Genomic DNA, 14,612 nt, shown 5'->3' on the forward strand with positions numbered 1-14,612 from the left:
TGTCGTCCCAGCTGGCAAGTTCAGGAAATTGGCATCGCGCGTCGGGTATAACCCGCGTTTGTCATTGCGCGGCGGCACTCGACTGCGAACCCGGCATTTGTTCGCAAAATATGGCGCCTTTCTTCCGGCTGGCAGAAGGATATGCGTCAGATGAAGTGAACATCGGGGTTAATGCATGAACTGCAGCGTATCAAGCCAATTTGCTTCATCCAGCTACATTTTCTGAGCTCTTTCCCATACCTTTGGTAATGGAAGCCGCTGCGTGTCGGGCGAGCGGCGCACGTGTGCGCTGCGGACGAAGCCCGCGCACCTAGACAGGACGAGGGTTTGCGGGCTATGCAAGTGAACCGCCGCGGTCACGTCGATCGACGGCGTGCCGGCGCCTTTCAGATGGCTTTGTAGGGATAGTCCCAGGGCGGCAAGGCGTGCTGTCGCCGCTGCTTTACGTGTGCGGCCCTCTGGGCGGCGGCATGCGCGTCGCGCGCTACTTGACACACTGTGGCAACCGCCCGCCTTGTTTTGCAATAACCAGTTTTAGGAGTCTATCCGCCGATATGAAAGCAACACCGGCCATTGGAGTGACGGATTTGTGAATGGGGCGACGGGCAGCTATTGGCCGACTAGAGTCTCAGGCGACCAGCCGAAACCGACGGAACTGGCAATCTGCGATTAGTCCGTTCGCCTCGGGGCGTGAGAATCGCTCGCTGCTACAAGTGCAGATCAATCGTGCAAGCTTGTTGGCGTTGAGCTAGGGCTGGTCTACGCGACCTAGCCGAGGCGCGCTAAAAGGTTTTCTGGTTTGAGGTGCGTATATCGCTTCAGCATCTGCATACTACGATGGTCCGTTATCGACGCCACGACGCGCCGATCTGCCGATCACATGTATCATGTGTTGGACAACTGCAATTTGCAACACGCGGCGATTTTGCAATCGAATTGCAGATTCCAGCGGGCATCAGAGGGCCGAGCATCGATTGGCAAGAATATTTCGTTGTGTGATCGGTCGAACGAAAAGCACGTCATCAGTTCTGTTATTTTTTGCCAGACGATCGCTCGAGCGAGTTTAGAGAGCAAGCAAACAATCAAAAAACGCTTTATGTCCGCGACAGGGGATCGCCTCCTATGAAAGAGCTGCTGTTGGTCGCGTTATTGGCAGGCATCGTATGGATGCTCTGGAGCGCACTGGCAGCGAAGCCTGCTCCACCCGCTCCGGTCGACGATCGAACGTCCCAAACGGATCCTCAACTTCGGCACGTACAGGACGCGTTGCAATTCGCTAGGACGCGGCGTGACACGCTTGCGGCAAAGCAACTCAAGGAGGACACCTGGCATAGGGAATATGGACAAGCAAAGCTCGCCGAGCTGGACCGACTCAGCGGCGAAAGGTTCGAAGCATATCTGGCCGGCTTGTTTGGGCAACAAGGCTATGCAGTGGAGCTCACGGCTGTCACTGGCGACTATGGCGCCGACCTTATCCTCATCAAGCACGGACGTCGGATCGCCGTACAGGCTAAGCGCTATACCGGGAGCGTGGGCGTGCAGGCCGTTCAGGAAGCGCTGTCTGGCCGCGCCTACTACAAGTGTGATTGCGCGTGGGTCGTCAGTACCGGCAAATTCACTCCGAACGCTTTGGAACTGGCGGCACGGTCAGGCGTGTCGCTGATAGACCGAGGCGCCATCGCAAAACTCATCGCGCAATACGCAGCAAAATCGGTTAGCGCTTAGGTCAAAAACGTCGCATCATAAAACGGGGATCGCGTATGTTTGATCGACAAAACCTGCCCGTCAAGCCTGGATCGGGACATCTTGATGCGTCGTCAAATAAGAGTGGAAGCCTTATCGCGCGTGGAATTGCGGCATTACACAACAGCAGAATTCCGGCTTCATCAGTGTCCGTTAGAGGCGCATTCAATGCGCCGGAAGCGATCAATCAACTGTCGTATCGCAACAAGGTATGGCGCCGCATCGTCAACGGCGAAGAAACGCAACTCACGCGCGAGAATGCTGACTCGGGCGACATCGAGCCGGTGCCGATCGTCTCGCTCGTCGTGCTGGACCACAACAAGGGTCGCAGCCGTGCGTACTACGGGGGCGCGTTCGAGGACGGCGCGAACAAGGCACCCACGTGCTCGTCGATGGACGGCGTGAAACCGGAGGCAGGCGTGAAGGAGCCCTGCTCGCCGACGTGCGCCACATGCCCGAACGCGGTCAAGGGTTCAAAGTTCACGGAAACGGGTAAGCTAGTGATGGCGTGCGCGCCGTTCAAGCGCATCGCTGTCGTGCCAGCTGGCCAGATCAACGCCCACCCGGTGATGCTCCTGCGTCTTGCGCAGACGTCGGTGTGGGACAAGGACAACGCGGCCAACGAGGCGCAGGGCTGGTACGCATGGGATCAGTACCTCGACATGCTGCGTGCTCGGGGCGCGAAGCACGCGGCAGCGGTCGAGACGCGCGTGAAGTTCGATCGACGTGTACCGTATCCGAAGCTGCTGTTCAGCGCCTCGTGCTGGCTCGATCCCGATGAAGCCGCCGCTGCGGGGGCCAAGCTCAAGAACGATGCGGACGCCATCACGAAGATTCTGATTGGCGACGCGGCCCACGATGGCGTCGCGGGCTCGCCGGACATCCCGAGCGAGGGCTCGGCACTGGACGATGCAGCTGCTGATGAGGCGATTACAGCGGCAGCAGCAGCGGCAGCAGCAGCGGCAGCGGCAGCAGCAGCGGCAGCAGCGGCAGCAGCAGCAGCGGCCGACAACGGCAATCTCCAACCGCGCGCCACCCTCAACCAACTGTCGTATCGCAACAAGGTATGGGGCCGCATCGTCAACGGCGAAGAAACGCAGCTCACGCGCGAGAATGCTGACTCGGGCGACATCGAGCCGGTGCCGATCGTCTCGCTCGTCGTGCTGGACCACAACAAGGGTCGCAGCCGTGTGTACTACGAGGGCGCGTTCGAGGACGGCGCGAACAAGGCACCCACGTGCTCGTCGATGGACGGTGTGAAGCCGGACGCAGGCGTGAAGGAGCCCTGCTCGCCGACGTGCGCCACATGCCCGAACGCGGTCAAGGGTTCAAAGATCACGGAGACGGGTAAGGTAGTGATGGCGTGCGCGCCGTTCAAGCGCATCGCTGTCGTGCCAGCTGGCCAGATCAACGCCCACCCGGTGATGCTCCTGCGTCTTGCGCAGACGTCGGTGTGGGACAAGGACAACGCGGCCAACGAGGCGCAGGGATGGTACGCGTGGGATCAGTACCTCGACATGCTGCGTGCCCGGGGCGCGAAGCACACGGCAGCGATCGAGACGCGCGTGAAGTTCGATCGACGTGTACCGTATCCGAAGCTGCTGTTCAGCGCCTCGTGCTGGCTCGACCCTGATGAAGCGGCTGAAGCCGTGCGAGCTCTCGAGGATTTGGCCGTTGAAATCGCCCATATCCTACAAGGCGCTTAGTTTAGGAACGCGGCGGTAACGGCGGCCCTGCCTGCCGGAGCTGACGCGGAGGCCGGGGACGTTTACAAAAATTGAGATGACAATCAACCGGTGCGGGACTCAACGCGATGTATGGATACGTCCGTCGGATGTTGCGAGTTGCACGCAGAAGAACAGTTGCAATTTTCGCGGCTTCATAAACTCGGCCGCCAACTTTGACAGCTTGAGGATGGGAATAACATGCTCCCAGAAGAACAAGAGCTGACCCGCCTGGAGACCGAACAAGGGGAACTTGAAGAACGGGTCGCGTCGGCCGAACTTTCATTGGAAACCATCAAAACTGAGACTGCACGGTTTCAGAGGCGGTATTACCAGACCGTGGGGCGGTTGTATGCGGAGTTGGATGAACTGGACGCTAAATTTGCCGACGCTCAGGCGGCGCGAATTCCTGGCGATGCGGCTGCTCGAGCCGATGCACAGGCGGCGCATGAGCAAGCCAGAAAGTCAGCGGAGGAGGCGGGTCTGATCGAGGTTTGCCCCGGACCGCCACCCGCGATTACCCCTGAACTTAAGCAGGCATACCGGCAGGCGGCCAAGCTGATTCATCCCGACCGCGCTACCACGGACCGCGAACGTCAACGTCGAACCACGCTGATGGCGCAGGTGAACCGGGCATATGAGCGCGGCGATAAGGAAGCCATTGAAAAGCTGATTCTGGAGTACGGGCACGACCCCGAAGCGATTGCTGGTGCCGACATAGCCTCACGCATCGTGAGAGCCATCCGACGGATCGCGCAACTCCGCCGCCGCTTGACGGAGGCGCAGGAAGAATTGGAAGTCCACCAGGCGACGGAGCTTTTTCAACTCAGAAAGACCGTCGAGGAAGCCGAGGCAATGGGTGGCGATCCGTTGAATGAATTGGCGCAACAATTGATGCAGGAGCTTTCCGAACGAGGGATTCAGTTGGAGATGGAAACTTGCCAATAGCATGCGCGACAAAACTTGGCCAAGTTCAGCGGACGCCCATGCCCCGTCGCCTGTTGGAACTCCACCTCTCGAGGCTCAGTGTCGTCGCGGAGTACTGCGCGAAGTTCTCGTGCCCCACCTTCATGACAACTGTCTCGCGACGCGAGAATGGACAGAGCGGCCGATGGGCCGTGCTTGATTGCACATGCGCCGATTCCGCCAGTTGGTTCCGCCAACGCTCCGGCGCGAGGCCGTGAGTACGAATACGACCCTTCTCTGCCGCTCACGCTTTACTTCCAAGTGGCCGTTCCCAAGCTGAGTTGAGACGCGTGACGAGAACGTGAACGCTCTTCGAACTGAGCTCAAGTCTGCGCGGAATCATTACTTGGCAATATAACGTCCATACAGCCAGTCGGAAACGTCTTTTGTGGTTGAATCATCGACATAGTATTGCGAGTGGCGAAGCAGTTCTGTCCCAATTCGAGGACATTTGCAGATGAACGTAACCCCCGCCCAGCCCGGAGGCGCGACGTCGACATTTTCATGAACAACCAATTCCGTAGCGATGCTCGTGTCTCCAAAGACGAGCATCGTCGGAAGTGCTGCAGGGATTCTAAGCAATATTATTAACGGGGACAAAACAATGGCCGCTAAAGTGCCATATGTAACGGTGTAAAGGACGAATGCAGCCGAGCTAATGACGCCAGCGCCTAAACTGCGGAGTATCGCCTGCATACTTGATCGGCCTTCCTTCCATTTCTCATGCCATCCAACCACCACCGCAGTACCAAGAAAAATGGCAAAAGCAATTAGCGCAAGCGTTACACCTAATAGGCTTACAGTCGCATTCAGAATCTCAGCCGATAACAGTTTGGCGATAAGCCCTGCGGATCCATCGAAAGCCTCGATTCCTCTGACAGCTTCGTCGTCTCCTTTAGCCCGAACAATGGCCAAATGCAGATTCATTGGTATTTCCGCTTGCAAGGTAACCGTGAGTCTTGTTTGTTCGTCTCTTACCTTGTCGAAGACAACCCGTGTCACCATTGCTTCCCATTTCTCCCTAGCCTCTCGGGCCGCCGGGCTTTCCTTATAACGAGAGTGTACCGATCCATCGCTAGCGTAGTCCGTTCCGTCCACCACAAGCGCCCAATTTCCAACAATGTAACCGCAAACGCCGGCAGTAGCTATTAACAGAGTCCCCACTGCTCTGGAAATCACGAAATCAAACTTCAGTAATAGAGACCCCAAAAGACCAACTGCGGAAATGGCTAACATTACCGAACAAAGTAAAGCGAACCATGTGACAAAGCCGATTTCGCCAACGACCAATTTCGCTAAGTCATCGTTCTCAACATCCCTTTTTTCGATCACGATAAAAGGGGTTCCCAATGTGACGATTGCGTCTGCGATTCCTTTTGAGTCGAACTCTCGCTGAGCATAGAGCGCCACGTTACCTCCGTGGCTATGAGCGATCACAAAGATCTTGGCGGCTGGATAATGTTGACGCAAATCTTTCTGGAGTCGCGCTAAGTGAACTGCGGCCGTTACGCGATAAAAATTTGTATTGTTGTATCTGCCGCCTGATATGCCTGTCCAGATAAAAGGCTGAAACATCACTCGAACGTTTCCGAAGCGCTGGGCAACGGTTTTGATAAAAGGTGAATTCGGACGCATCCACTCCGCATCTGTACTAAAAGTCCCGTGAATCAGGATGACAATAACGTCCGGTGTTCCGCCGAGTTCAGTTTGTGAGGGAAAGGGCGTTGGGAACAACGTCGTGGCTTCCGACGACCATCGGATCACAGCGGACGCCGTTAGGATCACGAGCGTGACGGCGGTTATCAAGCCTAGCGCCTTGGCCCAACCCAACCTTCCGACCATCCAGAAAGAAACGCCGATGAGACCGATGGCAAAAAAACCGAAGCCGGCGATCCCAACATCGAACAAGCGTAGTTCACCGGAATGCCAACGCGTTAAATCGTGCAACATTGCCAATGTAACGACAATTGCGTACATACCGACAACAAACATCCGAAACAATCTGGCGCCGCGCGTTGCCATTATCGTCGCTCAAACGTTAGAAGTGTGGTGGTGCCATTATGAGCTTTTCCGAGGGCCTGCTTTTTTAGGAGAATCGTTGCCTTCGTGTGAAGCGGCGTCAAGTTTCACAACTTGCAAGCTTTCTCTGAGGCAATATACGCAATGGTTATAGTTGACCGCATTCCTGTTGTCTGATGCAACGCTGCCGGCTCGCGTGGGACCGAAGGGCGAATGTATGCTGCGTTATGGTCACCCGCAAACAGCGCTTGGATGGCCGCTCATGGCCGAGGCCGTGTGAAAACGCGCTGCCCGCGAAGCCTTTTCAAAAATCGACTCTTCAGAACGACGCGTATTGGCTTGGTGACGACTCGGGAAGGGTAAAGTGACACCCGAAAACCGAGTACTTTTGCGTTTTCACACGGCCTCGGCCGTTAATTGCCAATCGGTGTGCAATCAACGAAATCATTGCGCGATCGGCAACACACGACCCTCAGCAGTCGATGGACTGAATCACTCGAACGGCTCAATCTGACGTCAAAACAGTCATTCGAGTGAGATCATGCACGTTGCTCTGCGTTGCGCCGGATCGTCAGAATTTGTGGCGAATTCCGACTCGCAGCGAGACTTGCTTGTTGGTGGTCGATGGCGTCAGACCGGTGATCTGTGCCACAGCGCTTTGTCCCAGCGAGTCTGTGCCGCTCGCCTTTTCATACACCGCGATCGTATAGACGTCGGTGCGCTTCGACAGGAAATAGTCCACGCCTGCGCTGAACAGGTTGTAGTTCGCGCCGCCTTTGCCGCCGGCGCCGCCATTACGCGTGTAATCGTATGCGATGCCGGCGAGCAGCGAAGGCGTGAACTGATACTTCGCGTTGATCTCCGCGTTGTTGAACGCTGCAGTACCCTTATAGCCCAGCGGATTCGGTCCCGACGCCGAACCCATGTCCCCGAAACGCGTATTCGAATAGGCGAGATTCACGTTGAGTCCGCCGAGCGTCACGCCAGCGCCGACACCCGCAATCTCAAGGCGATTTGCCGATGCGTATCCGGCAAACACGGGATTGCTCTCGGGACTGGTCGCGCTGCCGAAGCTCCCCAGGTTATTCGTCGTCGCCGGGCCCGCATTTGGATTCGCGCCGAAGAACGATGTGTTCGGATTGCGGATGTTCAGATACCCTGCACCGATCGAAAACGGACCATTGGCGTACGCAGCACCCGCGCCCCAGATCCAGTTGCTGGAAAACGAACCGGGCGTGCCGCCGAGATTCATCATCGCTTCGACGGTCAGCCCGCGATAACTCGCGCTGCGGAACTTGATCGAGTTGTTGATGCGGCGCGTGTTGAGGGCGTTGTCGAGATCGCTGGGATGCGAACTCATGTAGCCGCCCCACTGTGGCGCTGCGAGAAACGGCCCGTACAGATCGACGACCGGGTCGTACTGACGACCCAAGGTTACCGACCCGATCGGATTGCTCAGACCGACATACGCCTGACGTCCGAACAGCGCGCCGCCCTGATTGGCCACGCCGTTGTTGCTATAAAAGCCACTTTCCAGCACGAAGATCGCCTTGAGCCCGCTGCCGAGGTCCTCGCTACCTCTCAGGCCCCAACGACTGCCTTGCAAACCGGCCGATCCGCCTTCGATCATCGCAATCTGATGTCCGCCAACGAGTCCCCGCGAAGTCTTCGCCGTCTGCACGTTGTTCGTGTAGTTCAAGCCGCTATCGATAAGACCGTATAGCGTGACATTGCTTTGCGCATAAGCGAACCCCGTTGATCCACTTAGTATGACTAATGACAATAGCGACTTCTTCATTGAAAAGATCTCCTCCAGGTAACAATTTTTTGTCTAGTGACTCTGATTGGCGACAGCGCCATGCGTGTCGGCATCACGCTGTTCATGCACGCGAATAAAGAACGTCATGAAGAACGATGCAACGAGCAATGCGGCGAGGAACAGCAAACCAGGCGTCGCGCTCTGACCAGAGCCTTTGATATAGCCAATCGCAAACGGCCCGACAAAGCCGCCCAGATTGCCGACGGAATTGATCACCGCAATCGATACCGCCGCCGTCGAGCGCGTCAGGAACAGCGTCGGCAGAGCCCAGAACGGCGACTTGAATGCGTACAGGCCGGCGAGGCTCACGCTGATGAGCGTAATCGATACATAGGGGTTATTCGTGAGTCCGGCGCCGAGCAGCGCGAGCGCGGCGACCGCGAGCGGAATCGCCGAATGCAGGCGCCGTTCGCTATGACGGTCGGAACTGCGCGACCACAGCACCATCACGATCGTCGCGAAGATATACGGAATCATCGCGATGAGGCCGACTTGCGTGTGGCTCAGCGTCTTCGAAAAACCCTTGATGATCTGCGGCATCCAGTAACCCACGCCGAGACTGCCGCACTGATACACGAAGTAAATGAACGACAGATACAGCACTTTCGGATTGGTCATCGCCTTGAGCGAGCCGAAGTGCTTCGCATCGGGCCGCGCCTTGCGGTCATTGGCCAGTTCGTTCAGCAGCCATTCCCGTTCCGCGGGCTTGAGCCACTTCGCGTCGGCGGGACGGTCGGTCAGATAGAGGAAGCACAGAATGCCGCCGACCAGCGCAGGTGCGCCTTCGAGCACCAGCATCCAGCGCCAGCCGCTCCAGTTCAGCCAGTGGACGCTATCCATGATCCACGTGCTGAGCGGCGCGCCGATGATGTACGACACGGGGATCGCCGCCGTGAACAGTGCAACCGTCGTCGCGAGTTCTTTCGAGCGGAACCAGTACGTCAGATAGACGATGATGCCGGGGAAAAAGCCCGCCTCGGCAACGCCCAGCAGAAAGCGCAATACATAAAGCTGGGTAGCGTTCTGCACGAACGCAGAACCGACGGAAACCATGCCCCACGTCACGAGGATGCGAGCGATCCACACACGCGCACCGTACTTGTTGAGCATCACGTTGCTGGGCACTTCGAAAATAAAGTAGCCGATAAAGAAGATGCCCGACGCGAACCCAAACGCCTCGCTGCTCAACGCGAGATCGCGATTCATCTGCAACGCCGCGTAACCGATATTCGCGCGGTCCAGATACGAAATGATGTAGAGAATGAAAACGAACGGAATGATCCGCCAGGCGATCTTGCGCACAAGCGCGCGCTCGTCGATGGCCTGTGTGGCTTGATTGGCTTGCATGTGTCTCTCCACTGGCGGGCGCGCCCGCCAGGTTCTTTTGAAATCGGTACGGCGCGAGTTACGCGTGCTGCGGCGAGAACACCATGCACACGGGGCTGCCCGAATCCACGGAAAAGCCCGTTGGCTTTAGCTGGCCCGTCGCGGCATTCACGGCGAATGCGACGATCGTGTCGCTGTCTTCGTTGAGCGCATACATGAAGCGGCCGTCGGGCGTGCCCGTCATGAAGCGCGGCGTGCGGCCCAAGGTCGGCTCGGCGTCGATGAACGTCAGATGGCCTGTCGCCTGGTCGATACGAAACACGGCGATGCTGTCGAAACCGCGATTCGACGCATAGACGAAGCGCCCCGAAGGATCGACTTCGATCTCCGACGCACGGCTATTGCCCGTATAGGTATCGGGCAGCGACGACACGATCTGCACCGGCGTCAGCGCGCCATTGCCCGACGAATAGCGGTAGGTCGTCACGGTCGAATCGAGTTCGTTGACGACATACGCATATGCGCCCTTCGGATGAAACGCGACGTGCCTCGGCCCCGCCGTTTCGCGCGACACGACGAAGCCCGGCGTGGCAGGTGTCAGTTGGCCGTCCTTGAAGCGGAACGTGAAAACGCGGTCCAGTCCCTTGTCCGGCACGATCACGAACTCGCCCGTCGGGTCGAACGGATTGAAGTGCGGCTTGGCCTGCTTCTGTTCGACGCGATGCGGCCCGACCGGGCCTTCGAGATGCACCAGTTGGGTCAATTCCTGCAGCGAACCGTCAGCCGCGATCGGCAGCACGGCGAGGCTCGCGCCGATATGGTTCGACACGACGATGTAGCGCCCCAACGGATCGATCGCGAGATGCACGGGGTTCTTGCCCTGCGTGCTCTGACGGTTCAGAAACGTGAGCTTGCCCGACGCCTTGTCGACCTTGAACGCGCTGATATCGCTCGCGTCGCCATGCACGGTGTAAAGGCGCTCGCCGTTGCGGCTCAGCGCGAGAAATGACGGGTTGACGAGGTCCTTCACGAGCTGGACGAGTTCGAGCGCGCCCGTTTCCGTATCGACCTGATAGACGCTGATGCCCTCGCCGTGGGCATTCCGCTCGCGGGTCGTCCGCGATCCGACATAAGCAAACATGGGTTTCTTTCCTTTGAGATCTGTCTGGCGCAACGCCTGGTCCTCCGCGAAAACCGGCCCGGCGACCGCGCCGATCGCGGCCAATGCGCCAAGCGCCGCGGCTTGCTGAACGAAGCGCCGCCGCGCATCGTTCGGGCCCGTTTTTTCTGGCGGTGCGCGCCAGTCGTAGCCGGTTTTCTTCACGTGATGTCTCCGCAATGTTGTATCTGGGGTTTGCACTAGATTGCATTTTTACCTGTCAAAGTGCAAAAATACAGTCATGGAAAACACTTACTCCCCCACTGAAGCCCGTTTGAGCGTCGATGGCGTGTCGCATCGCTATGTCGATCTGCCGGGTCTGTTCGGCGACAAGCTGCGTGAATTGCCCGTCGTGCTGCGTCTGCTGCTGGAAAACGTCATCCGCAACACGCAGGGCGAAGAGCGGCGGCAGGCCGTGGAAGGCATCCTCGCGTGGACGGCGCGCGCCACCAGCGAAGCCGAAATCGCGTTTCAGCCCAACCGCGTGCTGATGCACGACACGACCAGCACACCCGCGCTCGTCGATATCGCCGGCATGCGCGATGCGCTCGCGGAAGCGGGCGCCGATCCGGCGACGCTGAACCCGGTGCTGCCCGTCGATTCATCCGTCGATCATTCGCTGGCCGTCGAGTACTTCGCGCAACGGGACGCAGCCCCGTTAAACCTCAAGCTGGAATTGAGGCGCAATGCCGAGCGTTACCGCTTCCTGCGCTGGGCGTCGAAGGCGTTGAAGGGTGTGCGCATTCATCCGCCGGGCACGGGGATCATGCATACGATCAACCTGGAGCAGCTCGCCACCGTGGTTACCTCGGTCGAGCGCGATGGCGAGAAGTGGGCCGTGCCCGACACGCTGATCGGCACAGATAGCCACACGCCGATGATCAACGGCATCGGCGTGCTGGGCTGGGGCGTGGGCGGACTCGAAGCGCAGACGGTGATGTTCGGCATGCCTGTGATGCAGCGCATTCCCGATGTGATCGGCGTGCGTCTGACGGGCGCGATGCAGCCCGGCGTGCTCGCCACTGATCTCGCGTTGACGGTCACGCAGCGCCTGCGCGCAATCGGTGTCTCGGGCGAGTTCGTCGAATTCTTCGGTCCCGGCGTGACCACGCTCAGCGCGGGAGACCGCGCGGTGGTGGCGAACATGGCGCCGGAATACGGCGCATCGACGGGTTTTTTCCCGATTGATCAGCACACACTCGATTATCTGCGCTCAACCAACCGGGCGGAAACATCGATCAAACTGGTCGAAGCGTTCGCGCGACGCACTGGGACGTGGTTCGAGCCGCAAGCCGAGCCGCGCTACACGCGAACCATCGATATCGATCTCGCCAGTATCGGCATGCATATCGCCGGGCCGCGCCGTCCGCAGGATCTGATCGATTACTCGCAGACAGCAACTACGCTGGCCAAGCTCGACTTTCAGTCTGCGCAACCGCATCGGTCGATGCCGAAGCATCCCGTCGCCATTGCCGCGATTACGAGTTGCACAAACACATCCGATCCGGCTTTGCTGATCGCAGCCGGTCTGCTTGCGCGCAAAGCTCGCGCGTTGGGATTGAGCGTGCCGTCGTGGGTGAAGACGTCACTCGGTCCGGGTTCGCCCGCCGCCGCTGCGTATCTCGAACGCGCCGGGTTGATCGACGATCTCTCGGCGGTCGGCTTCGATATCGTCGGCTATGGGTGTACGACGTGCATCGGCAACTCCGGGCCGTTGACGGAGCCGATCCGCGCAGCGCTCGCGCAAAAGAGCATCTATCCCGTCGCGATGCTGTCGGGCAATCGCAATTTCCCCGGCCGCATTCATCCCGATCTCGATCTCGGCTTCATCATGTCGCCGCCGCTGGTGATTGCCTTTGCCCTCGCTGCCGACGCGGAAAAAGACCTGAGTGTCGATCCGATCCAGCAAACTTCGGACGGCAAGCCCGTGTATCTGCGCGACCTCTGGCCCACACGCGATGAAGTCGACGCACTCGTACGCGCGGCCGCCGATCCACAAGACTATCCACGCGCCTTCGCGCTCGCCAGCCAAAACCCGGCGTGGCACGATCTCGACGCGCCTGACAACGCGAGGTTTCCGTGGAATCCGGCATCGACTGCGCTGCGACGTCCGCCGTTCGCATCGGCGACGCAGGGCAGCCAGCTCGGCCGCTATAGCGCGTATCCGCTACTCGTGCTCGGCGACGACGTGACGACCGACCACATTTCGCCCGCAAGCGCGATTCCGAAAGACAGTTTCGTCGCGGACTTCCTCGTCTCGCGCGGTGACGATCGCGACGATCTCAACGTATTCGCCTCGCGACGCGGCAACTGGGAAGTGATGATGCGCGCCGCCTTCTACAACCGAACGCTGGTCAACAGCCTGCGCGCTGGCATGCCCGTCGCGCACACGTTGCATGTACCGAGCGGCGACGTGATGCCGATCTTCGAAGCCGCGCAGCGTTACCGGGATGATGGCGACTCCGTCGTGCTCGTCGCAGGCGAGCGCTACGGCACAGGGTCGTCGCGCGACTGGGCAGCCAAGGGACAGCGGCTCCTCGGCATTCGCGCGGTGCTGGCCGTGAGCTTCGAGCGTATCCATCGGTCGAACCTGATCGGCATGGGCATTCTGCCGCTGCGCTTTGCCGGCGGCGCCAATCCCAACACGCTCGAATTGCAGCCCGGTGATAAGCTCGAAGTCGACGCCGTGAGTGATACTCTGTCGCCTCGTTGCAGGGTGGCCGTGCGCGTGGTCCGCGCAAACGGCAGCGTGCAGCCCATCGAAGCGACGGCGGCCGTCGAGACGCAACTCGAATGCACGCTGTTGCGTTCAGGCGGCGTCATCCCGCTGATATTGCAGAAAAGTTTGCAGGCACAGGAGGCTTGAGACCGGGCCTCTGCTGCCGCACTTGCGTTTTTATTGGCGCCGCTGTGTGCGCCTGGCGCTAAAGGCCGAAAGCAGAAGGCACGACTCAGATGATCGACAGATCCATTGCGACCCAGATTGTTGAACTGATCAAGACAGAAGGACTCGACGCCGGCGCGCATCTGCCCGCGCAGATGCTGGCCGACCGTCTGCGCGTTTCACGCTCGCCCGTCAACGAAGCGCTTGCACTGCTGCACGAAAAAGGCATCCTGACGCGCGAGAAGAATCGCGGCTTCTTCGTTGCCAAGCCTGTTGTCGAGCCTCTGGCGGATGTCGTCGGCGAGTTGGGCCTCGCGGAAACCGATCTCGTGACGAGCGTGTATTTCCAGATCGCAGATGACCGACTGAAAGGCGAATTGCCGGATGAGTTTTCCGAGCAACTGATCCGCAACCGCTACAGCTTGACGAGCGCGCAGCTGACGACCGTGCTTGGACGCATCGCGCAGGAAGGCTGGGCCGAGCGCAAGCCCGGCTACGGCTGGCAGTTCTCGCCGATGCTGACCACGCCCGACAGTCTGCTCAAGTCGTACCGTCTGCGTCTCGCACTCGAACCCGCTGCGTTGCTGGAGCCGGGTTACCGCCTGGAGCGCAAGGTGCTCGAACGGTGTCGCGATGTCGAGAAGCATCTGCTGGCGGGCGGTATCGAAACCGATACGGCGGACCAGTTGCACGATCGCGGCGTGCGCTTTCACGAATCGCTGGTCGAAGCTTCAGGAAACAGTTTTTTCATCGACACGATCAGACGCGTCAATCGCGTGCGACGGCTGCTGTCGTATCGCTCGATGCAGCATCGCGAGCGCTATGTCGAACACGCGAAGCAGCATCTGCATCTGCTGGAACTGCTCGAACGCGAGCGCAACGAAGAGGCCTCGGAGGCGATGCGCGAGCACTTGCTGCATACGCTCGACGCGCTCTCGCGCATCAGTGAGATTCTTGAACCTTAAGGCCGCG

At 59.2% G+C, this 14,612-nt stretch carries 9 protein-coding genes; 5 read left to right on the forward strand and 4 right to left on the reverse strand.

Features of this window, described 5'->3' with window-relative positions; genetic code table 11:
• Window positions 1-1,122: 1,122 nt before the first annotated feature.
• The 3 genes from BPHY_RS34185 (at window position 1,123) to BPHY_RS34195 (ending at window position 4,415) form a co-directional block, all read left to right on the forward strand.
• On the forward strand, window positions 1,123-1,725 hold the full coding sequence (locus BPHY_RS34185; protein ID WP_012406041.1) for a restriction endonuclease: 603 nt from the start codon (window positions 1,123-1,125) through the stop codon (window positions 1,723-1,725).
• Between the two features lie 164 nt (window positions 1,726-1,889).
• Window positions 1,890-3,449 carry a hypothetical protein gene (locus BPHY_RS34190; protein WP_041765809.1) on the forward strand — a complete coding sequence of 520 codons (1,560 nt, stop codon included), beginning with the start codon at window positions 1,890-1,892 and terminating at the stop codon, window positions 3,447-3,449.
• 219 nt (window positions 3,450-3,668) lie between these two features.
• Window positions 3,669-4,415: a J domain-containing protein gene (locus BPHY_RS34195; protein WP_012406043.1), complete on the forward strand. Its 747-nt coding sequence runs from the start codon at window positions 3,669-3,671 to the stop codon at window positions 4,413-4,415.
• 360 nt (window positions 4,416-4,775) lie between these two features.
• On the opposite strand, the gene BPHY_RS34200 is transcribed toward BPHY_RS34195, so the two are convergent.
• The 4 genes from BPHY_RS34200 to BPHY_RS34215 form a co-directional block, all read right to left on the reverse strand.
• Window positions 4,776-6,455 (reverse strand): esterase/lipase family protein, encoded by a 1,680-nt coding sequence (locus BPHY_RS34200; protein WP_012406044.1) that lies wholly within the window; start codon window positions 6,453-6,455, stop codon window positions 4,776-4,778.
• Window positions 6,456-7,023: 568 nt separating this feature from the next.
• Window positions 7,024-8,250, reverse strand: coding sequence for a porin (locus BPHY_RS34205; protein WP_012406045.1), 1,227 nt, complete (start codon window positions 8,248-8,250; stop codon window positions 7,024-7,026).
• Between the two features lie 33 nt (window positions 8,251-8,283).
• Complete coding sequence (locus tag BPHY_RS34210) at window positions 8,284-9,618, reverse strand: MFS transporter (protein ID WP_012406046.1); 1,335 nt, start codon at window positions 9,616-9,618, stop codon at window positions 8,284-8,286.
• Window positions 9,619-9,676: 58 nt separating this feature from the next.
• Window positions 9,677-10,921, reverse strand: a complete 1,245-nt coding sequence (locus tag BPHY_RS34215; RefSeq protein ID WP_012406047.1) for a lactonase family protein — start codon at window positions 10,919-10,921, stop codon at window positions 9,677-9,679.
• Window positions 10,922-10,997: 76 nt separating this feature from the next.
• Here BPHY_RS34215 and acnA point away from each other — a divergent pair, with 76 nt between their 5' ends.
• Together acnA and BPHY_RS34225 are read left to right on the forward strand one after the other, a co-directional pair.
• The gene (gene acnA, locus BPHY_RS34220; RefSeq protein WP_012406048.1) at window positions 10,998-13,622 is read left to right on the forward strand and encodes an aconitate hydratase AcnA; all 2,625 of its coding nucleotides are present in this window, start codon (window positions 10,998-11,000) and stop codon (window positions 13,620-13,622) included.
• An 89-nt stretch (window positions 13,623-13,711) separates the two neighbouring features.
• The gene (locus tag BPHY_RS34225) at window positions 13,712-14,605 is read left to right on the forward strand and encodes a GntR family transcriptional regulator (protein WP_012406049.1); all 894 of its coding nucleotides are present in this window, start codon (window positions 13,712-13,714) and stop codon (window positions 14,603-14,605) included.
• Window positions 14,606-14,612 lie beyond the last annotated feature (7 nt).

The organism is Paraburkholderia phymatum STM815 (assembly GCF_000020045.1).
Lineage (GTDB): Bacteria > Pseudomonadota > Gammaproteobacteria > Burkholderiales > Burkholderiaceae > Paraburkholderia > Paraburkholderia phymatum.